Origin of the sequence: Actinomycetospora soli (assembly GCF_021026295.1) — a bacterium.
Taxonomy (GTDB): domain Bacteria; phylum Actinomycetota; class Actinomycetes; order Mycobacteriales; family Pseudonocardiaceae; genus Actinomycetospora; species Actinomycetospora soli.
In genome coordinates this window covers 11491-31007 of the sequence record NZ_JAJNDA010000017.1, presented here as the reverse complement: position 1 = coordinate 31007, position 19517 = coordinate 11491, and the positions used below count along the sequence as shown (strand labels likewise).

23 protein-coding genes are annotated in these 19517 nt (G+C 76.9%); 16 read left to right on the top strand and 7 right to left on the bottom strand.

Features of this window, described 5'->3' with window-relative positions:
• The first annotated feature begins 74 nt into the window (after window positions 1-74).
• Window positions 75-1169 carry a potassium channel family protein gene (locus tag LN037_RS23775; protein WP_372460518.1) on the top strand — a complete coding sequence of 365 codons (1095 nt, stop codon included), beginning with the start codon at window positions 75-77 and terminating at the stop codon, window positions 1167-1169.
• On the opposite strand, the gene LN037_RS23770 is transcribed toward LN037_RS23775, so the two are convergent.
• On the bottom strand, window positions 1141-1500 hold the full coding sequence (locus LN037_RS23770) for a hypothetical protein (protein ID WP_230757989.1): 360 nt from the start codon (window positions 1498-1500) through the stop codon (window positions 1141-1143). The genes LN037_RS23775 and LN037_RS23770 overlap by 29 nt on opposite strands.
• Before the next feature lie 228 nt (window positions 1501-1728).
• Complete coding sequence (locus LN037_RS23765; protein WP_230757988.1) at window positions 1729-1890, bottom strand: hypothetical protein; 162 nt, start codon at window positions 1888-1890, stop codon at window positions 1729-1731.
• A 222-nt stretch (window positions 1891-2112) separates the two neighbouring features.
• Here LN037_RS23765 and LN037_RS23760 point away from each other — a divergent pair, with 222 nt between their 5' ends.
• The 6 genes from LN037_RS23760 (at window position 2113) to LN037_RS23735 (ending at window position 7619) form a co-directional block, all read left to right on the top strand.
• Window positions 2113-3183, top strand: a complete 1071-nt coding sequence (locus tag LN037_RS23760; protein WP_230757987.1) for an LCP family protein — start codon at window positions 2113-2115, stop codon at window positions 3181-3183.
• Window positions 3184-3187: 4 nt separating this feature from the next.
• On the top strand, window positions 3188-4663 hold the full coding sequence (gene mftG, locus LN037_RS23755) for a mycofactocin dehydrogenase MftG (RefSeq protein ID WP_230757985.1): 1476 nt from the start codon (window positions 3188-3190) through the stop codon (window positions 4661-4663).
• Between the two features lie 181 nt (window positions 4664-4844).
• Entirely contained in the window at window positions 4845-5060 is a 216-nt protein-coding gene (locus tag LN037_RS23750; protein ID WP_230757982.1) for a hypothetical protein, read from the top strand.
• Window positions 5061-5103: 43 nt separating this feature from the next.
• Complete coding sequence (locus LN037_RS23745) at window positions 5104-6387, top strand: PQQ-binding-like beta-propeller repeat protein (protein WP_230757980.1); 1284 nt, start codon at window positions 5104-5106, stop codon at window positions 6385-6387.
• An 8-nt stretch (window positions 6388-6395) separates the two neighbouring features.
• Complete coding sequence (locus LN037_RS23740) at window positions 6396-6803, top strand: SRPBCC family protein (protein WP_230757979.1); 408 nt, start codon at window positions 6396-6398, stop codon at window positions 6801-6803.
• 69 nt (window positions 6804-6872) lie between these two features.
• Window positions 6873-7619 (top strand): hypothetical protein, encoded by a 747-nt coding sequence (locus tag LN037_RS23735; protein WP_230757978.1) that lies wholly within the window; start codon window positions 6873-6875, stop codon window positions 7617-7619.
• 16 nt (window positions 7620-7635) lie between these two features.
• Here the strand turns inward: LN037_RS23735 and LN037_RS23730 are convergent, their stop codons facing one another.
• Window positions 7636-8094: a universal stress protein gene (locus LN037_RS23730; protein ID WP_230758224.1), complete on the bottom strand. Its 459-nt coding sequence runs from the start codon at window positions 8092-8094 to the stop codon at window positions 7636-7638.
• Window positions 8095-8282: 188 nt separating this feature from the next.
• Between LN037_RS23730 and atpF the strand changes: the two genes are divergently transcribed.
• The 5 genes from atpF to LN037_RS23705 all read left to right on the top strand — a co-directional run bounded on the left by atpF (window position 8283) and on the right by LN037_RS23705 (window position 11857).
• On the top strand, window positions 8283-8789 hold the full coding sequence (gene atpF / locus LN037_RS23725) for a F0F1 ATP synthase subunit B (protein ID WP_230757976.1): 507 nt from the start codon (window positions 8283-8285) through the stop codon (window positions 8787-8789).
• A 235-nt stretch (window positions 8790-9024) separates the two neighbouring features.
• Window positions 9025-9597, top strand: a complete 573-nt coding sequence (locus LN037_RS23720; protein ID WP_230757974.1) for a hypothetical protein — start codon at window positions 9025-9027, stop codon at window positions 9595-9597.
• Window positions 9598-9772: 175 nt separating this feature from the next.
• Entirely contained in the window at window positions 9773-10294 is a 522-nt protein-coding gene (locus LN037_RS23715; protein WP_230757970.1) for a hypothetical protein, read from the top strand.
• Window positions 10295-10368: 74 nt separating this feature from the next.
• Complete coding sequence (locus tag LN037_RS33190; protein ID WP_305059324.1) at window positions 10369-11247, top strand: arsenate reductase/protein-tyrosine-phosphatase family protein; 879 nt, start codon at window positions 10369-10371, stop codon at window positions 11245-11247.
• 163 nt (window positions 11248-11410) lie between these two features.
• The gene (locus LN037_RS23705; RefSeq protein WP_230757968.1) at window positions 11411-11857 is read left to right on the top strand and encodes a hypothetical protein; all 447 of its coding nucleotides are present in this window, start codon (window positions 11411-11413) and stop codon (window positions 11855-11857) included.
• Here LN037_RS23705 and LN037_RS23700 read toward each other — a convergent pair.
• Entirely contained in the window at window positions 11751-12308 is a 558-nt protein-coding gene (locus tag LN037_RS23700) for a hypothetical protein (RefSeq protein WP_230757965.1), read from the bottom strand. The genes LN037_RS23705 and LN037_RS23700 overlap by 107 nt on opposite strands.
• A 258-nt stretch (window positions 12309-12566) precedes the next feature.
• On the opposite strand from LN037_RS23700, the gene LN037_RS23695 reads away from it, so the two are divergent.
• Window positions 12567-13379, top strand: a complete 813-nt coding sequence (locus LN037_RS23695) for an RDD family protein (protein WP_230757964.1) — start codon at window positions 12567-12569, stop codon at window positions 13377-13379.
• Window positions 13380-13576: 197 nt separating this feature from the next.
• Window positions 13577-14149 (top strand): hypothetical protein, encoded by a 573-nt coding sequence (locus LN037_RS23690; RefSeq protein WP_230757963.1) that lies wholly within the window; start codon window positions 13577-13579, stop codon window positions 14147-14149.
• Between the two features lie 32 nt (window positions 14150-14181).
• Here LN037_RS23690 and LN037_RS23685 read toward each other — a convergent pair whose 3' ends face one another.
• The 3 genes from LN037_RS23685 to LN037_RS23675 form a co-directional block, all read right to left on the bottom strand.
• Window positions 14182-15168: an endonuclease/exonuclease/phosphatase family protein gene (locus tag LN037_RS23685; RefSeq protein ID WP_230757962.1), complete on the bottom strand. Its 987-nt coding sequence runs from the start codon at window positions 15166-15168 to the stop codon at window positions 14182-14184.
• 266 nt (window positions 15169-15434) lie between these two features.
• A complete protein-coding gene (locus tag LN037_RS23680; protein ID WP_230757961.1) occupies window positions 15435-16643 on the bottom strand; it encodes a PQQ-dependent sugar dehydrogenase in 1209 nt (402 codons plus the stop codon).
• A 45-nt stretch (window positions 16644-16688) separates the two neighbouring features.
• Window positions 16689-17060 (bottom strand): DUF2795 domain-containing protein, encoded by a 372-nt coding sequence (locus tag LN037_RS23675; protein WP_230757960.1) that lies wholly within the window; start codon window positions 17058-17060, stop codon window positions 16689-16691.
• A 119-nt stretch (window positions 17061-17179) separates the two neighbouring features.
• Here LN037_RS23675 and LN037_RS33830 point away from each other — a divergent pair, with 119 nt between their 5' ends.
• Both LN037_RS33830 and LN037_RS23665 read left to right on the top strand, forming a co-directional pair.
• Window positions 17180-18883, top strand: a complete 1704-nt coding sequence (locus tag LN037_RS33830; protein WP_230757958.1) for a sensor histidine kinase — start codon at window positions 17180-17182, stop codon at window positions 18881-18883.
• Complete coding sequence (locus tag LN037_RS23665; protein ID WP_230757952.1) at window positions 18871-19509, top strand: response regulator; 639 nt, start codon at window positions 18871-18873, stop codon at window positions 19507-19509. The genes LN037_RS33830 and LN037_RS23665 overlap by 13 nt, the downstream gene beginning before the upstream one ends.
• The last annotated feature ends 8 nt before the right edge of the window (window positions 19510-19517 follow it).

Here is a 19517-nt window from a genome sequence, read left to right as displayed (position 1 = left end):
CGCTTTGATTCACTCGATCGTGGCAACGGCCCGGCCTCGTCACCCGGCACCATCACCCTGACTACGCTCGCGCCGTGGATCGGACCCAGGGCGCCCGGACGGTTCGTCGGGGACCGCTCGCCCGGGAGCACGCCGAGCCGTTCGGCACCGCCGCGGTGGTCGTCATGCCCGACCGCGGTGTCGGCCCGCTGATCGCGCTCGTGCGCCGGCTCGCGCTCGCCGTCGGGGCGCTCGCGGCCGCGGCGCTGATCGTCTACCTGCAGCGCGACGGCTACGTCGACAACAACACCGACGGTCCGATCGGGCTCATCGACGCCTTCTACTACGCCACCGTCTCGCTCTCGACGACCGGCTACGGCGACATCGCCCCGGTCACCGACTCGGCGCGGCTGTGGACGATCCTCGCCATCACGCCGCTGCGCGTCCTGTTCCTCATCGTCCTGGTCGGCACCACCGTGGAGCTGCTCACCGAGCGCTCCCGCCAGGCGTTCCGCATCCGTCGTTGGAGGTCCCGCGTGCGCGACCACGTGGTCGTCGTCGGCTTCGGCACGAAGGGCAAGGCGGCGGTCGACACGCTGCTCGGCGACGACGCCCGCCCGGAGCGCATCGTCGTCGTCGACACCGACCGGGGCCGGCTGGACGCCGCGTCGGCGATGGGTCTGGTGACCGTGCGCGGCGACGCGACGCAGTCCTCGGTGCTGCGCACCGCCGGCCTGCCGCACGCGGCCTCGCTCGTCGTCGCCACCAACCGCGACGACACCGCCGTCCTGGTCACCCTCACCGCCCGCGAACTCGCCCCGCGCATCACGATCACCGCCGCGGTCCGGGAGACCGAGAACGTGCACCTGCTGCGGCAGTCCGGGGCGGACTCGGTGGTGGTGTCGGCGGAGACGGCGGGCCGGCTGCTCGGCACCGCGACGACGAGCCCGAACGTCGTGGCGGTCGTCGAGGACCTCCTCACCCCGGACGCCGGGATGAGCCTCTCCGAGCGCGACGTCGAGGCCGGCGAGCTCGGTGGCTCACCCCGTCACCTGCGCGACATCGTGCTCGGCGTCGTGCGGGGCGGGGAGATCCACCAGATCGACTCGCCCGAGGTGGACGCCCTCGAGCGGGGCGACCGCCTCCTGTTCGTCAAGCGCGTCAGCCCTGCCAAGGCCCCGAAGCCCTGAGGCGGCACTCCGGGCAGTCGGCCTGATCCGCCTGCAGGCCCGGCACCACCTGCTCCACCGGCGCACCGCACCGCGCCCGGAGCCCGGTCGGGTCGCCGGCCTCCCCGAGCGTCACGTCGACGACGTGCCGACGGCGGTCGTCCTTGCCGATCGCCACGAACGCGCGGTCCCGACGCCGGGTCGGGTCGTCCGGGCGGCCGGGCGCGGCCGGGTCGGGGATGTCGTCGGGGAGTTCGTGCGGCGGCAGGTCACCGGGGAACGGCGACCGCGGTCGGCGCGTCGGCATCGGGTCCATGCCCGAGGTCGGGCGGGACGGGTCGGGGACGGTCATCACGTCCTCCTCTCACCGCCGCCCACTGTCCCCGCACGGGTCGGCGGGCGCCACCGCGTGGCAGTCGTGTGCCACGGCTGACGTCGGGTGGCAGTCGTGTGCCACGGCTGACGTCGGGGCGGGGGGCGTGGCAGCCGTGTGCCACCGCTGACGTCGGGTGGCAGCCGTGTGCCACCGCTGACACCGAGGCCAGCGGGATGCGGGGCGACGCGGCGCGGCGCGGCGGGCTCAGCGCCGCCGGGGCAGCGGGACCACGGGCGGCGCGTCGGTGGCGGGGGACGCCTCGTCGTCGTGACCGCGCCGCTCCTGCTCGGGCAGCGACCGCAGGCCCTCGAGCACCCGCGTCAGCACGTCGACGTCCGGGGCCTCGGGGCGCTGGGCTGCACTCACGTCCTGCAGACTACGAGTTCCTCGCGGTTCGGACGAAACCGACGGCGGGCAGCGGTCGGCCCCGGGCGACGAGCGCGCGACCCGCCCCCGACGATCACGGACGGTGCGAGGTGGCTGGGCCGATCGGGCCGGACGACGTAACGTGCGCCGCCGGGCGCACGACACGGTCCACGTGACGCCGTGCCGCCGGCCGGGTCGGGGGACGAGGACACGAGGGATCGCATGAGCGTCGACGCACTGCTCCGGACCGGGGACGGGGAGCCGCCGGAGACCCCGGGCTCGCGGCGACGCCGGGGGCTGCGGGCCCTGGTGTACGTCCTCGTCGGGGTGCTCATCCTCGTGCTGCTCGCGGCCGCCGGGGTCGTGCTCGTGACCAACAAGCTCGGCGACCAGGTCGGGCGCTACCCGTCGGTGTTCGCCGGCATCGACCCGTCGTCGCGACCCACGGCCAAGGCGGGCCAGACCTTCCTGCTCGTCGGCACCGACTCCCGCTCGCCGGACGCCACCACCGGCCGCGACGCGACCGCCCCCGACTTCGTCTTCGGCGCCCAGCGCAGCGACGTCATCATGCTGGCGACCGTCGCCGACGACGGCCGCAGCGCCAGCGTCGTGTCCATCCCGCGCGACTCGTGGGTCGACATCCCGGGCCGCGGCATGAACAAGATCAACGCCGCGTACTCGTTCGGCGGCCCGCCGCTGCTGATCAACACCGTCGAGCAGCTGACGCGGGTGCGCGTCGACCACTTCGCGGTCATCGACTTCGCCGGGTTCCAGCAGATGACCGACGCGGCGGGTGGCATCGACATCAACGTCGGGCAGGCGACCGAGCGCGAGGGCGTCGTCGTCCCCGCCGGCCCGCAGCACCTGGACGGGGCGCAGGCCCTCGTCTACGTCCGGGAGCGCAAGAGCCTCCCCGGCGGCGACTTCGACCGCGTGCGCCGTCAGCAGAACGCCCTGCGGGCCCTCGTCTCGAAGGCGCTCTCCGCCGGCACGCTCTCCAGCCCGACCGCCGCCTACGGCCTCGTGGACACCGTGACCCAGCACGTCGGCGTCGACGACTCGCTGTCCAACACCGGGCTCGCCGAGCTCGTGTTCAACCTGCGCGACCTGCGGGCCTCGAACATCCAGTTCCTCACCGTGCCGACCACCGGCACCGGGATGGAGGGCGCGCAGTCGGTGGTCTACCTCGACCGCCAGGCCGGGGACGACCTCTGGTTCGCGGTCAACAACGACCAGGTCGCCCAGTGGGCGGCCGCGCGGCCCAGCGAGCAGCTCTCCGACGCCCCACGATAGGTCGATGGTCTGGGACACACTGATCGTCGGAGGCGGTTCGGCCGGCTGCGCGCTGGCCGGACGGCTCTCCGAGGATCCCGGCCGCCGGGTCCTGCTGCTGGAGGCCGGGCCCGCCCATCCCGACGTCGGGTCGTACCCGCCCGAGGTCCTCGACGTCGCCTCGCTCGGCTGTGCGGGCGAGGAGCACCCGCTGAACTGGGCGTTCGCCACGGAGCTCGCCGCGGGCCGCCGCGCGCGGACCGCCCGCGGCCGGCTGCTGGGCGGGTCCTCGGCGATCAACGGCGCGAACCACCTCCGGGCCACCCCGGCCGACGTGGCCGGGTGGCACGGCTGGACCTGGGCCGACGCCCGCGCCGCCTACATCCGCGGCGAGGACGACCACGACGTCGGCGGCCCCGAGCACGGCCACGACGGCCCGGTCCCGGTCGAGCGGCCCGCGGGGGACCTGCTCGCCCGGCTCACCGGGCGGGTGGCGGCCGGGGCCCGGGCGCTCGGCGTCCCGGCGGAGCCGGACAAGAACGGCGGGGCACCGCCCGGCGTCGGGCCGGTCCCCGCCAACGCGGTCCGCGGCGTGCGGGTCAACGCGGCGATGGCGTACGTGCTGCCCGCGCTGCACCGGGCGAACCTCACGGTGCGCGGCGACACGCCGGTGGTCCGCGTGCTGGTCGACGGCACCCGGGCGGTCGGCGTGGTGACCGCGGCGGGGGAGCGCATCGAGGCCGCCGAGGTCGTGCTGTCCGCCGGCGCCGTGAAGTCGCCCCAGCTGCTCGCGCTCTCCGGCATCGGGCCCGCCGACGAGCTGCGGGCCGTGGGGGTCGACGTGCTGCTCGACCGGCCGGGCGTGGGGCACGGGTGGAGCGACCACCCGTCGGTGTTCGTGCCCTTCGTCGACGACGAGGCGCTGCACCCCCGGGCCGTGTCCACCCAGACCGTGGTGCACCTCGACGCCGGTGCCCTCGACCCGGCCCTGCCCCCCGACCCCGCGGGGGACCTCGAGGTGCTGCTGTTCGCCCGGCCGTTCGTGCCCGGCGGGGACCGGCACCTGATGTGCGCGCTGCAGCAGCCCGAGAGCCGCGGGGCGTCCGTCCTCACGAGCGCCGACCCGGCGCAGGACCCGCGGATCTCCCACCACTACCTCGCCACGTCCCTCGACCGGGCGCGTATGCGGGCCGTGGTGCGGTTCGCGGACGACCTGCTCGCGGCCGCCGGTCTGCCGGGCCGGGCGGACCGCGGACGCTCCGACGCCGAGCTGGACGCGTGGATCGACGGGGCGCTCACCACCTCCTCGCACCTGTGCGGCAGCGCGGCGGTCGGCCCCGCGGACGACCCGGCCGCCGTGGTCGACCCGGAGTTCCGCGTGCACGGGGTGACGGGCCTGCGGGTGGTCGACACCTCGGTGGTCCCGGTCGTCCCGCGCCGGGGTCCCGCCGCGACCGCGCTGATGCTCGGCGAACGCGCCGCCGACCTGATGCGCCGGTGACGGAATCCCGTTCGTCCGGATCGTCCGCAGGTGGACGTCCGGTGACGTCCGGATCACGTCACGGTTGCGACACGATGGTGTGATCCACGGCGTCACCGTGGCGCGGCGGGCGGAGGATGACCGGCGGCCGTGCTGCGGGGGGCGGGCCTGGAGGGGTCCGACGGGTGGAAGGCAGGCCGTGATGGCGCTGTGGGGTCGCAAGAACGAGAAGGTGCTCCGACTCTCCCGCCAGGAGCGCAAGGAACTGCGGGCCCGCGCCCGCGAGGACGCCGAGCTGGCCGCCCGCATCCAGCGCGCCCAGCGCCGCCTGGCCCAGGCGACCGGGCCGCTGCCGGTCATCGAGCCGCGCGCCTCGCTCGACCAGCCGGCCCGCCGCTCCGAGATCGTCGACGGCTGACCCTCCTCGTCCGGGGACGCGCGCCGACTGCCACGCTGGACGGGTGCGCCGGGTCGGGGTCCTGCTCGTCGGGGTCCTGACGCTGCTCGTGACCGCGTGCGGCGGCGGCCCGGCGCCCGCGCCGCCCCCGGCCTTCGACCCGCCCACCGCCTTCGGCCCGTCGTCGGGAACCCTCCTGCGCGGCACCGCGGGCAGCCTCACCGGGTCCTACGGGGTGCGGCCCGAGCTGCCCGTCGCGCTCGACGGCACCACGATCTGGCTGGCCGACTCCGGCGGGCTCGCGCGCGCGGACTCCACCGGGGCCGCCGTCGCGGTGCCGCTCCCGCCCGACCGCTGGGTGGCCGGCGCGCCCCGCCCGGTCCCGGCGGCCGGGCTCGTGGTGGCGGCCGCGGCGAGCACCGTCCCCGGGTCGGGCACCACGCCGCCCGGACTCGCGCTCGAACTGCTCGCGGTCCCGCGCAGCCAGGCCGGCGAGCCCGACCCCACCCTGGCCTTCTCGGTCGGCGCGCCCCTGCCGTGGAGCGAGGCGCCGCGGTCGGTGCGGACCGCCGTCGCCGGGGTCGCCGTCGTGGGCGTGGGCCGCCGGGTCGCCGTCCTGACCGCCGCCACGAGCACCCGGCGCAGCACCGTCGCGGTGGACCTCGACGCCCGCCGCGTGCTGTGGGTGGCCGACGGGGTGCTCGCGGGAGCGGTCGTCGACGGGCGGGCCCCGGACGGCGCGCCGCCGCCGGGGACGCCCCCGGTCGACGTCCCGGTGGCGGTGGGCGCGGCCGTGCCGCCCGGCGGCGGGGCGGGCTACTCGCCGTCGTCGGTCGTGGGGCTCGACGTCGACAGCGGGGCCCGGCGCTGGAGCGCCGACGACGGCTCGACCGCGCTGTCGGTCCACCGCGCCGGCCCGGGCACCGTCACCGTCGCCGGCCGGCGCCCGACCTCGGCGCGGGCGTTCCTCACCGTGTACGACGCCGGCGGCGGCGCCCGCAACGGCGTCGACCTCGGCACGGCGACCGCGCCACCCGAGTGCACGTGGGACGAGGCGGCGACCACCGTGTGCTCCGGGTCCAACCGGACCTTCGCCCTGGACGCCCCGACGGGCGCGGTCCTCTGGTCGCTGCCGGCCGGCGGGCGGGTCGCGCCGGCGGTGACGACGGCCTGGCACGGCGCGGTCTACGGCACCACGGTCAACGGGCCGGTGGTGGTCGACGCCCGGACCGGGCGGGACCGGAACCCGGCCCCGGGGGCGGCCCCCGTCGTCGTCGACGCCTACCTCGGGGTGGGCGCGGGCGCGGGCCTGCTGGGCGGCGTGGTGGTGACCCCGGCCACCGGGTAGCCGCGTCGATGGCCGACTACGAGCACACCGCCCACCTCGAGACCGATCCCGACACCGCGTTCGCCTACCTCGCCGACGTGACCCACCTGCCGGAGTACTTCTCCGGCCTCGAGTCGGCGCGTGCGACCGAGGGGGAGTCGGTCCACGTCGTCGCCGTCGTGGAGGGCGAGCGCTACGAGGGCGAGGCCTGGCTGCGCAGCGACCCGGGGTCGCGGGCGCTGCGCTGGGGCGCCGACCGGCCGAGCGGCTACCACGGCGAGCTGTTCGTGCGCTCCGTCGGCGACACCGCGTCGTCGGTGACCGTCACGCTGCACACCGAGCAGGCCGACGGCCCCGGGATCGAGGCCGGTCTGGCGGGGACCCTGGCCCAGCTGAAGCAGAACCTGGACGGGCGGAGCACCGACCCCGTCGCGTGACCGATCCACATGAGCAGCATCACTCTGGCACACTGGGGTGATCCTGCTCACGTCAAGGGTCCGGTGATCATGCGCAATCCCCTCGCCGTCCTCGCGCCACGTCGCTTCGGTGCGGCCGCGCGGACCGACCTCGCCGACCCACCGGCGCGCGTCCCCGCGCCCCGGCGGGTCCCCGGGCCGGACGTCCTCGCGGGTGTCGAGTTCCTGCAGCACGGCTGCACCGGGGAGGGCGAGGACCACGCGCCGGAGGTGTCGGTGCGGGGGATCGACCCGCGCAACGACCGGGGGCCGACGGCCGCCTCGGTGCACCTCACGGCCCGGCCGGGTGCCCCGTGCCCGGACACGGTCGAGGAGCTGCTCGCCACCGCCGCGCCGGGTGACTTCCGCCTGCGTCGGCTCACGTTCGACGTCCGGCACCTCGACGAGGTGCTCGGGGCCCGCGGCGGCCGGACGCTGCTCGAGCAGCTCGTGGCCGCGCCGTCGGACCGGGTGACGAACGCGGTGTTCCGCGCCGCGGTCGACACCGACCCGGCGGGCGACCTGGACTGCGACGTGCGCGTCGTCGGGGACGGGGACTCGGTGGCGGGCCGCTGCCGCACGGACCTCGGGCGCGCCCGGCTGACCGTCACCCCGCTGCTCACCGGCTCCGAACGGCTCGCGCGCCGGCTGGCCGAGGCCAGGGCCAGGCCGCGCGACCGTGCCGTGCGCCGCTGCCTGGAGCACGCCCTGGCCTGCGACCTCACGGCGGTGCCGCTCGCCGCCCTGATCGGCGTCCACCCGGACGCACCCGCCTGCGCGGTGCCGCTCACGCGCTGAGCGGCACCGGCGGGGCTCAGGTGGTGTGGACGATGAGGACGTCCGTGCGGGACTTCCGCGAGACCGCCTGCGGCACCGAGCCGAGGAAGCGGCCGGCGAAGCTCGCGAGCCCCTTGTTGCCGACCACCACGAGGTCGGCCTTGTAGAGCTCGGACTTCTCGACGATGGCCTCGGTCGGGTCGCCCTGCACCGCGACGGTGTCGACGTTCTGCGCCCCGGCGCGGATGGCCTCGTCGCGCGCGGAGCGCAGCGTCTCCTCGGCCGGGCTCGCCCCGATGATCTTGTAGGCCTCGTCGCCGAGTGCGCGCTCGGCCTCGGCCTGGTCGCGGTGCGACGACGGGTCCCGCGTCTCGTACGCGCAGATGATCATCAGGCGGGCGCCGGAGTCGGCGGCCACCTCGGCGGCCCGTACGACGGCCTTGCGAGCGGACGACGAGCCGTCGGTCCCGACGGTCACGACCTTGTAGTCACCCATGTCCGCCCAGCCTCTCCTGGTCAGCGCGGTGGTCAGGTCGGCCACCCTAGTGACCCGGCGGTAACGGGTGATCACGACACCCCGGGGTCGCCACCCGGTCGAGGATCCGACAGACTGTCACCACCCGGACCGGCGTCTACCGCCGTCCGGGCCATCCGAAGACTCCAGAGGGGCAGGTGCGCGGGCCGATGGTCCTGGCGAGCGGCAGCTACTTCGTGCTGTCCCCCATCCCCCACGAGATCGTCGTGGGACTCGTGGTGTTCGCCGCGCTGTACTTCGTGCTCAGCAAGGTGCTGCTGCCGAAGCTCGACGCGGTGTACACCGAGCGGCACGACCGGATCGACGGCACCCTCGAGCGGGCCGAGCAGGCCCGAGCCGAGGCGCGCCGGGCCGACCAGGAGTACCGCACCCGGATCGGGGAGGCCCGCGAGGAGGCCGCGCGGATCCGCGACGCCGCCCGCGAGGAGGGGCGTCGCCACTCCGAGGAGGTGCTCGCGGCGGCCCGCGAGGAGTCCTCGCAGCTCGTCGCCGAGGGACGCGGCGAGCTCGACGAGGAGCGTTCGCGCCTGCGGACCGACCTCCAGCCCGACATCGCGCGGCTCTCGCGGGACCTGGCGGGACGCATCCTCGGCCGGCAGGTCGGCGAGGACGAGTACCGCGAGACGGTGGACTCCTACCTGGCGCAGCGCGCCTGACCGCAGCACACCCGTACGACCCCGGCACCGTCGGCCCCCGTGGCCGGCGGTGCCGTCGTCGTTCTCGGGGTCCGGACGCCGGATCGGCGCAGTCGCCGGGTCCGGTTCGTCCGTTTCCGATCACGGGATGGTCTCGATGCGGCCTCCGAGAGAGCGAAACGGTCGTGATTGCGTAACGACGACCACACGCCACAGCGATCCCCGGGCAGAACTGCTCGGGGAGAGGTGGACGTCGATGACGGGTCGTGGCTGGGTGCGCAGGGCGCTCCTGGGGGCGGTCATGATCGTGCTGGCCGGACTGGGCTTCGCGGGGGTGGCGTCCGCCCAGGACACCGCGCCGGGACCGCAGCCCTACGGCGGGCAGCTCGGGCAGATGGACCCGGGCGACGAGGTGTCCTCGGAGCAGGTGCTCGAGGTCGGCATGCTGACCCTGGGCACCGTGAACGGGCTCGCGTTCGTCGCCGCGATGGTGGCGAGCCGGCTCCGCGGCCCGACGACCGCGCAGACCCGTCGCGCCCTGATCAACCGCACCGGAGCCGGCACCGTCTCCGAGTCCCGCCGCGCCCGGCGGGCCCGCGGCGTCGCGCGGACGCCCGAGGTCGCACCGGCCGTGCCGGCCATGCCGGTCGGTATGACGGTCGAGCCGCTGCACGCGCCCGACGGCGCGGTGCCGCAGCAGACCGGCCCCGCCGCCCCGGAGGGCCTGGTGCCCGCGGCGCGCGGGACCACGCCGCCGCCCCGACCGGTCGTGCCGCGCCCGGCCCCGCTGTCGCCGCCGACCGGGGTGCGCAGCCCGGTGCGCCGCTGACTCCGTCGCCGCGGCACTGGACCGAGCGGGGCACTCCGTTGCTCCCCATCGTCGATGGCGACGCCCACGACGGCGGTTACGCTCGGGCGGACCGGCTCGCCGGGTGCGACGACGCGCCCGCCCGGTCCCGCGCGGCCCGGCCGCGCCTCCCACCACCGTCTCCCGAGGAGCGTCGTTGACCGGCACCGTGGCCGCACGGCCCGACACCGAAGCATCCGGTGCGGGCCTCTCCGCCCCCGTGCGGGAGGCCCGTGCCCGGCTGGAGCCACCGACCGTCCCCGTGCCCGCCCCGCGCAGCGCCGAGGGGGTCGTGCCCCCACCGGCCCTGGCGTCGTCGGCCGACGCCCCGTCCGAGGAGCTGCTCGCCGAGGTCGACGACCTCGCCGCGGCGCTCGAGGCCGTCGAGACCGCCGGCGAGGACGCCCCGACCCACCGCGTGGTCGCCCGGATCGTCCAGCTCGTCGCCCAGGGGGTGCCGGAGGCCGGGTGGTCGGCCGAGGAGGGCGTCGACGTGGCGGTCCTGCGCGAGGCGTCGGACGCCGCGCGCGGGCTGCAGGAGCGTGCCGCCAAGCTCCTCGCCCGGCTCGACACCGAGGAGCGTCCCGGGCCCGCCGCGGCCATCGCCCCGCTGACGACGACCCTGCAGGTGGTCGTCGTGGTCGCCGATCTGGAGCAGTTCGAGCGCGCCCGCCACTGACGCGACACGCCTCCGCGGGCGTGACCTGGAGCGCACGACTCGCATCCGGGTCACCGTCCTGGGACGATCGCGCCATGAGCGCGGGCACGGACTCCTCGCCGGAGGTCTTCCGGATGCTGTTCGTGTGCACGGGGAACATCTGCCGGTCCCCGTTCGCCCAGTTCCACACCCGCTTCCTGCTCGGTGCCCGCCTCGGGCCGTGGGCGCGGGCCTTCGCCGTCCACAGCGCCGGGACCTCGGCCGTCCGCGGCCACGGGATGCACGACGACTCCCGCGCGCAGCTGACCACGCGCCGCGACCACCCGGACGTCGCCGCCTTCGCCGCGCGCCAGCTCCCGGACCGGGACGTGCTGCTCGCCGACCTCGTGCTGACCATGACCCGCGAGCACCGGTCGACGGTGCTCGGTGACGTGCCGAAGGCGCTGCCGACCACGTTCACGCTGCGCGAGTTCGCGCGCCTGCTCCGCGCGGCCGACCCGGCCGAGGTCGCCGCGCTCCCGCGCCACCCCGTCCGGCGTGCGCACGCGCTGGTCGCCCTCGCGCGGGGCGCCCGGGGCACCGTCCCTGCCGTCTCGGCGGAGGAGGACGCGGTGCCCGACCCGGTCTCCGGCGGACCGGAGGCCCACGAGGCGGCGGCCCGCGTCATCGACGAGTCGCTGCGCGTCGTCCTCGACCTGCTGGTCCCGCCGCCCCCGCCGCGGCCCGCGCCGCCGCGGCCGGTCCCGCCCGGTGCCGGTCACCCGCGGCCGGCCCCCGGTCCCCGGCCGCCGCAGGGCGGCCCCGGCCCCGCCGGCCCGCCCACGCCGGGTCCGGCCGCCCCGCCCCCGGCGGGCCCCGCGGCACACCCGGGGGCACCGGTGTCCCCGCCGGCCCCCGTCCAGCGCTCGCCCCGGGACGCCGAGGCCCCGGCCCGGCGCAGCGAGGCCGACGACCTGGTCCCCGAACGCTCCTGAGGCCGTCGAGCGGCGATCGGACTGGTCCGGACGAGTGGCCTGTGCCCGTCCTCGATGTCGGTCCGGACACGGCGTGCAACGTCCGGGGGTGCTGCGGCGATGACCGGTGCGTCCCCGAGGTCCGTGGAAGCCGCCACGGCCCGGGGGTGACCAGGGAGCGTGGATGGACGGGCCTGCAGCCGGACCGGACCTCCCGGCCTGGCGTGTCCTGCCGGCCCTCGCCCTCGCGGCGCTGGCCGACGCCCGGTGCGCCTCGCTCGCCCCGACGACGACCCCGCCCGCGCCCCCGGACGCCGTAGCCGCCGCCCGGCTCGCGCGCGGGGTGGCCGACCTGACCGCGGCGCTCGGGGACGCCCGGCGGTGCGGGGGCGTGCCTCTCGACCCGCACCGGGCCCTGACCACCACGGCCGAGGTCACCGCGCTCCTCGCCGAGGCCGCCCGGCACGTCGCGTGGACGGCCGGGTTCTCCGGTCAGGAGCAGGCCGCCGAGGTGGCCGACGCGATCATGACGACGGCGTGGGCGCTGCGGGTCCTCGCCGAACTCGGGCTGCGCGTCGTCCCGGCGCCCGACGCCGGGGAACGCGCGCCCGGTCGGGATCCTGCGCCCTGACGAGCAGGGCCCGCCACACCGCGGCCGCCTCGAGGTCGCCGCGCGTCACGGGCAGACCCGACGCGTCCGCGACCGCGTCCACGAACGCGGCCCCGGGCTCGATCGCGCCGGGCGGGCGCACCACGTGTACCCGCAGGCGCTCGCAGCCGACGGTGACCCGGATGCCGCCACGGCCCCGCCACGGCAGGCTCACGTCGAGGTCCGGGGCGTCGAGGGACTCGTCGAACACGACCCCGCGGCTGGACAGGAAGCTGAGGCGCCCGTGCGCCAGGCGCAGGATGCCCGGCACGTGCGTGACCTCGCGGACGATCCAGGCCGGGCCGATGCACCCCGGGGCGTCGGGCGCGTCCGCGACGTCGGGCTCGGCGCCGCGCGGGTGCGGGAGGGCCACGGGGACGCGCGAGGCGGGGTGGGCCACGACCGGGTGCGCGCGGGACACGGACGGGTGCACGGGTGTGCCTCCCTCCGCGACGCGGGTGCCGGGGCGCAGTGTGGCGGCCGGGCCCGACGGGTGTCCATCCATCGACCACTCAACGCCCGACCAGGGGGTGGCGTCATGCTCCGCTCGGGGGAGGACGGTGTGGCAACGGGGTGGACCTCACGCCCGGACCCTTCAGCGACGACACCGTGCGTCCGAACGGGTGGCGGTCCGGGAACGATCCGAACAAAGCTCTCCCTGTCGTCACGCTGCGCTGGCATCATCCCGCGCATGAGTGGAGAAGGTGCTCCGTACGGAGCCAGGCCGTCGGACGGCCAGGGCGGTGTCGGGGGCTACGGCCCGCCGAGCGACTACTCGGCGCAGTCGGCGTCGGCGACCGGTCCGGGGACGGGCGGACAGCCCGCCTACGGTCCGCCGTCGTCGGGTGGATACACCCAGCCGGGCTACGGCGCTCCCCAGCAGGGGCACGGCGCGCCCGCTCCGGGCTACGGCGGTCAGCCCGGGTACGGGGCCCCGCAGCAGGGCTACGGCGGCCAGCCCGGGTACGGCGCCCCGCAGCAGGGCTACGGGCAGCCGGGCCACGGCGCACCGGGGTACGCCCAGCCGCCCGGCTACGGGCAGCCCGGCGCCGGCGTCGCCCCGGGGGCACCCGGTTCGGTCGAGGTCGTCGGCCTCCGGGTCGGCCAGTACCTGCTCGACGCGGTCTGCATCGTGGTGCCGCTGCTCGTGGTCGCCCTCGTCGGCGGGTTCCTGGGCGCGATGGTCGACGGCGGGGTCGGGTTCGTCAGCCTGCTCGTCAACCTCGTGGTGTGGGTGATCGCGGTCGGTGGCTCCTTCGGCGTCTACGCGTGGTGGCCGTCCACCCACGGCGGCCAGACCCCGGCCATGGGCTGGCTCGGACTGCGGATCGTCCGCGAGGCCGACGGCGGGGTGCCCTCGCTGGGTGAGTGCGCCCTGCGCTGGGTGCTCCTCATCGTCGACGGCGCCTTCGCCGGCATCGTCGGGCTCATCATCATGTCCACCTCGCAGCGCAAGCAGCGGCTGGGCGACATGGCGGCCCACACCCTCGTCGTCAAGGCCTGACGACCGCCACGCGGACGGCGCGCCCACTCCGCCGTCCGCGTGCGCGCCGCCCCCCGGGGCGCCGGTGGGTGACGCGGTGCCCCCGAACAGGCGATATCGGTCCCATCACCCCGACGTGGCGAAACGGACACGGCGTGTCCGACGACGACGGAGACACGAGAGCGCATCCGGCCCCTCGTGAGACTTCAGGAGACGGCATGGATGCCGGACGAACGGCGGACGCACCGGACCATCGCGGCGGCTACGCCCGCTGGGTGGCCTGGATCGACGGGTTCCGCCACGGCGACGACCACGGGCTCGAGTCCCTCCCGCCGATCGACGGCCGCATGGGCACCTACGTCGAGGCCCGCCTGGTCGAGCGGCTGTCCACCGCCTTCAGCGAGCGCGTCCGGGCCTGGCAGACCGCGCTGGGCGAGCGGATCGTCACCACGCCGCCCGTGGACGAGGCCGAGGTGGCCGCGCTGCTGCGCGACGCCGCGCCCGGACTGGAGCCGCTGGCGCGCGTCGCCGCCTCCTCCCGGCTGCCCCGCCCGATGGCGGCCGCGATGCACGAGCTCCTCGCCCACACCCGTGCGGGCGCCCGGGACGCCGTCCGGGAGAGCGCCCGCCGGCTCCGCGAGCCCGAGCTCCAGCCGCGGCTGCGGCGCGCCCCGCGCCGCGCGCCGGCCCCGCAGTCCCCGGAGGTCCCCGCCGCCGTCGTGCCCGCCCCGCGGGACCCGGGCGCGCTCGGCTCGGTCCGGCCGGTCCCCGGGATGCAGCGGGTGCGCTGACCCTCACCACGACCGGGGCGGGCCCGGAGCGGTCAGCCCGACCCGATGCGCGCCAGCACCGCCCGGTGGTCGGTGCCGCCGACCCGGGCGACCTCGAACCCGAGCGGCTGCGGGCCCCCGGCGACGAGCACGTGGTCGATCTGCGCCCCGAGGAACCCGGGGACCCAGGACGGCCAGGTGCCGGTGACGCCGTCCCCGGTCGCCGACCCGGCGTCGGTGCAGTTCGCGGTGGACGACCGGAACAGCGCGTGGTCGGCGGTCGCGTTCATGTCGCCGGCGATGATCGTGGGCCGGTCGGCGTCGCACCACCGGGCGAGGCGGCCGACGTCGCGGACCCAGCCGTAGGTGTCGCCCGGCTTCGGCGAGCGCGGGTGGTCGGCGACGAAGCGCAGTCCGGACGCCACCCCGGGGGCAGAGCGCGGCAGGTCGACGACGATCGCCGGGTACGTCCCGTCGCGGTCCTGGGTGACGGTGGGCCGGCCCAGCGAGGAGCGCACGAACACGGTCATCCCGGAGGCGTCGTCGGCGTCGTCCGCGGAGTAGGAGCGGTACCCGGAGCCGCCCTGACCCTCGTCGAGCCGCGACTCCAGCCGACGGCGCAGGTCGCCGCGGGCCTCGGGGAGGGAGACGAGGTCGGGGTTGCGGGCCTGGATCAGCGCGGCGAGGTCGTCGGCGTCGGCGAGCCCGGTGTAGGTGTTCAGCGCGAGGACGACGAGTCCGCCGGACGTGTCCTCGACCGTCGTCCCGCCGAGTCCGCGGCCCGCCGCCTCGGCAACCCCGACGCCGCCGACGAGCCCCACCGCCAGCGCGACCACGAGCGTGCCCGACGCCGCCCGGCGCCAGGCCCCGAACGCCGCGAGCACGGCGAGCACGAACGCGACCGTGGCCAGTTGCGGGCGGAACGCCACGACCTGGACGAACGGCGAGCGCTCGTCGAGCCCCAGCGCCTCGGGGAACAGCACCACGCCGACGATCCCGGCGAGCACGGCCGCGCCGACGACCGCCGGTGCCCCCGGCACGCGCCACCGCGAGGTCGGGCGTCGCCGCGGCGCCGGCGGCGGACCGCCGCGGGGCGGGGCCGGCGGCGGCACGTGCCACCCGGGCGGGCCGTCGTAGCGCGCGGTGGGCGCCGGGCGGGGACCCGCAGGTCCCCCCGGGCCGCCGCGCGGCGGCCCGGGGGGACCGGACCTGCCGTCAGGAGCGCGCTGACCGCCGGGTGGGCGTGGGCCCCCCGGACCCCGGCCGCCGTCGGGCCCGGGTCCCTGCTCCCACCAGGCGGGCCGGGTCACCCTCGGGTGACGCGCAGGACCACGTCGTCGTCGCCGTTGTCGGTGGTGAGGTAGAGCGCGCCGTCGGGGCCGACCCGGGCCCCGCGCAGCCGCCCGAACTCGCCGTCGAGCTCGGCGGGGGTGGACACCGACACGATGCGCTGCGCGTCGGGGCCGGTACCGGGGCGCATGAACAGCAGCTTCTCACCCTTCTGCGCGGTGACCGCGAGGGCCCCGTCGAGGTCGCCCCACGCCGGACCGGAGACGAACGCGCCGCCGCTGGTGGCGATCGTCGGGTCGCCGGAGCTCCACGCGGCGGGCACGGCGTCGGGGTAGCGGCGCAGGTCGGTCATCGGGACGTCCTCGTCGTACCCGCCGGGCGTCTCGCCGCCGCGGGCCGGGTCCCAGCCGTAGTTGCGGCCGGGGATGACGACGTTGACCTCGTCGTCGACGTCGGGACCGTGCTCGACGCTCCACCCGGTGCCGGTGCCCGGCTGGAACGCGACCGCCTGGACGTTGCGGTGGCCGTAGCCGGAGATGAGGCGCTCCGCCGCGCTGCCGGACGAGGCGAACGGGTTGCCCGCCGCGGGGCCACCGGTCTCCGGGTCGACGCGCAGCACCTTGCCGCCGAGCGCGGTGCGGTCCTGCGGGATGGTGGCGCGGGCGGTGTCGCCGGTGCCGATCCACAGCGCGCCGTCGGGGCCGAAGGTCGGCCGGCAGCCGGAGTGGCGTCCCGAGGGGTTGATCGGCAGCCCGCCGACCAGCGGGTCCTTCGTGCGCGTGGCGCTCGTGCCGTCCTCGGCGAGCTGCCACGCCACCACCCGGACGTCGACCGGTCGGCCGCCCTCCTGGTGGGTCTGGCAGGTGACGAAGCGCCCCGAGTCGTCGGGGTAGGCGGCGATGCCCATGAGCCCGCCCTCGCCGCGGGCGTAGACGCTCGCGAGGTCGGCCCGGACCGGCTGCACCCGCCCGTCGGCGATCGTGGAGAGGGTGCCCTCGCGCTGGGTGACGAGCATGCGGCCGCGGGCCCACGTGACGTCCCAGGGCTTGTCGAGGCCCTCGGCGACGCGTTCCACGCGCAGCGGCCCGGTGGCGGGCGCCGCCGGGGCGCTGGAGCCGGAGGACGGGGCCGCCGTGGTCGGGGCCGTCGGGGCGGGCGCCGAGGAGCAGGCGGTGGCGACGACGGCCGCGAGCGCGACGGTCGTCAGCAGGGGAGCGACACGCACGGGTGAATCATGCCCGTCCGGGCGTGGGCGTCCGGTGTGGGCGGGTCAGTCCCGGCGGCGGGCGTGCGCGGGCGGGAGCCGTGCGAGCACCGCGGCGACCTCCCGCGGCGAGCGGTAGGTGCGGGCGGGCAGCTCGAGCAGGGCCACCCGGGTGCGCAGGTCGACCCCGCCCGCGTCGGCCGCCGCCAGGATCTGCCAGGGCCGGGCGGGCCACGGCGCGTCCCGCCAGGCGGCGGCGAACCCGCGCTCGATCTCGTCGACGTCGCGCCCCGCCGGCCCGACCTGCACCCACCCCGGTCCGGGGCCCCGGACGGGCGCGGCCGGGAGGGGGCGTCGGGGCAGCGGGAAGGGGGCGGTCGCCGGGGTGAAGAGCAGGCCTCCGGGCGGTCCGTGGTGGCGGTCGGTCGGGGTGCTCACGACTGGCGGACGCTACGGGGGTTGCCCCCTGCTCACCAGGGAGTTCACTCCCGGTTGTCGAGGGGACCTAGGTCCCGTCCGCGTAGACCGGTGGGCGGCAGGTCTGCGACTCTTCGGCCGTGCGGCGTTCGATCACCGGCGCGCCGGTCACGGCGCTGTGGCAGCTCGGGGCGTTCGGGCTGGCCGGCGGGGTCGTCGTGGCGCTCCTGATCGTCCCGACCACGGCCGCGATCGCCGCGTCGGGACTCTCCTACGTGGTGACCGCGTGGATCTATCTCGGGGCCGGCCTGGTGGCGTGGTCCCGACGGCCGGGGAGCCGGATCGGGCCGCTGCTGAGCGCGGGCGGCGGGGTGTGGCTGCTCTGCGCGCTCGCGGCCACCCCGGTCCCGGCCCTGGTCGGCGTCGGCATCGTCGTCGCGACCGTGCCGGTGGCGATCCTGCTGCACGTCCTGTTGTCGTTCCCCTCGGGCCGCGTGCGCGAGCGGGGTCCGCGTGTCCTCGTCGCCGGGGGGTACGTGACGACCACCGTGCTCCAGGCACCGGTCTGGCTGTGGTCCCCGGCGTCGCCGTTCGTGGTCGCCGACCGCCCGGACCTGCTGTTCGTCGGCCGGGCGGTCAATTCCACCTGCGCCTTCGTCGTGATCCTCGCGACCGCGTTCCTGCTGGTGCGCAGGCTCCGCGCCGCGTCCGCCGCCGACCGCACCGTCCTGGCACCGCTCTACCTCTACGGCGGTGGCGCCGTCGTCGCCGTGGTGGTCTCCGGCAACCTCTACCGCGTCATGACGGTCGACCCCGGGCTCGTCGACTGGTTCCAGGTGTCCGTCCTGGCCGGGGTGCCGGTCGCGTTCGCCACCGGCATCGCACTCGGCGGCTTCGCCCGCACGATGGGGATCGAGGAGCTCGGGATGTGGCTGGGGACGACCGACCGCGGCCGCGGCGAGGTCGGGCCCGCACTGGCCCGGGCGCTGGGGGATCCGTCGCTGACCCTGGCCTTCCGCGGCGATGACGGCCGCTGGGTGGACGGGGAGGGCCGACCCGCCGTCGTCCCGCCGGGCCGGGAGCTCGTGCCGATCGAGCTGGGGGGCCGGGCCGTGGGGGCGATCGTCCACGACCCGACGCTGCAGCCGGATCCGGAGACGGTGCGCGCGGCGGGCCGTGTCGTGGCGATCGCCGTGGACCGGGAGCGGCTCACGGCGCGGCTGCTCGCCGAGCAGGAGCAGCTGCGGGAGTCGCGGACCCGCCTGGTCGAGGCGGGGGACCGCGAACGCCGCCGGCTCGCGCGCGACCTGCACGACCGCCTGCAGAGCCGGCTCGTGCTGCTCGCCCTGCGCGCCGGCACCGCGCAGGGCACCCCGGCCGAGCTCGAGGCCTTCCGCCGGGACGTCGACGAGGTGGCCGCGGAGGTCCGCCTCATCGTCGCCGGCGTCATGCCCGCGCTTCTCATCGAGCGTGGGGTGCGGGCCGCCGTCGAGGACATGCTGGCCCGGACCCCGCTGCGCGCCACGCTCGACGCCACCGACGACGCGGACGGGGCACGGCTGCCGCCCTCGGTCGAGGGCACGACGTTCCACCTGGTCGCCGAGGCCATCACCAACGCCGTCAAGCACGCGGGGGCGTCCACGCTCGAGGTCGGCCTGCACCGGGCGGCGGGGACGTTGCGGGTCGTCGTGGCCGACGACGGGTGCGGCGGGGCCGTCGCCACGGGCGGGACCGGGTTGCGGGGCCTGCGCGACCGGGTCGAGGCGCTCGGCGGCCGCTTCCGGGTGGACAGCCCCGACGGGCGCGGGACGACGTTGAGCGCGGAGCTGCCGTGCGGGTCGTGATCGGCGAGGACGAGGCCCTGCTGCGCGAGGGGCTGTCCCTGCTCCTGCGGCGCGAGGGCTTCGACGTCGTGGCCGCCGTCGGTGACGCGACATCGGTGGTCGACGCGGCCGTGCGCCTCGGCCCCGAGCTCGTGCTGACCGACATCCGCATGCCGCCCGACCGCACCGACGACGGGCTGCGGGCGGCGATCCGTGTGCGGGCCGTGCGCCCCGACGTCGGGCTGGTGGTCCTGTCCCAGCACGTGCACGGGCAGTACGCGCTCGAACTGCTCGGCGCGCGGCCGCGCGGGGTCGGCTACCTGCTCAAGCAGCGGGTGGCCGACGTCGAGAACTTCGTGCGCGACCTGCGGCGGGTCGGGGCCGGGGACGTCGCGCTCGACCCCGAGGTCGTCACCGCGATGCTCGACCGGCGCGACGACGGGGTGGAGCGGCTCTCGGCCCGGCGGCGCGAGGTGCTGGGGCTCGTGGCGGAGGGGCGCAGCAACGCGGCGATCGCCCGTCGGCTCGGGATCACCGAGAAGGCGGTCGTCGCGCACGTCTCGGGGATCTACGAGGCGCTGGGCCTGCCCGACGACGCCGACGACCACCGCCGCGTCCTGGCGGTGGTACGCCATCTGACGCGGTAGTCACTCGT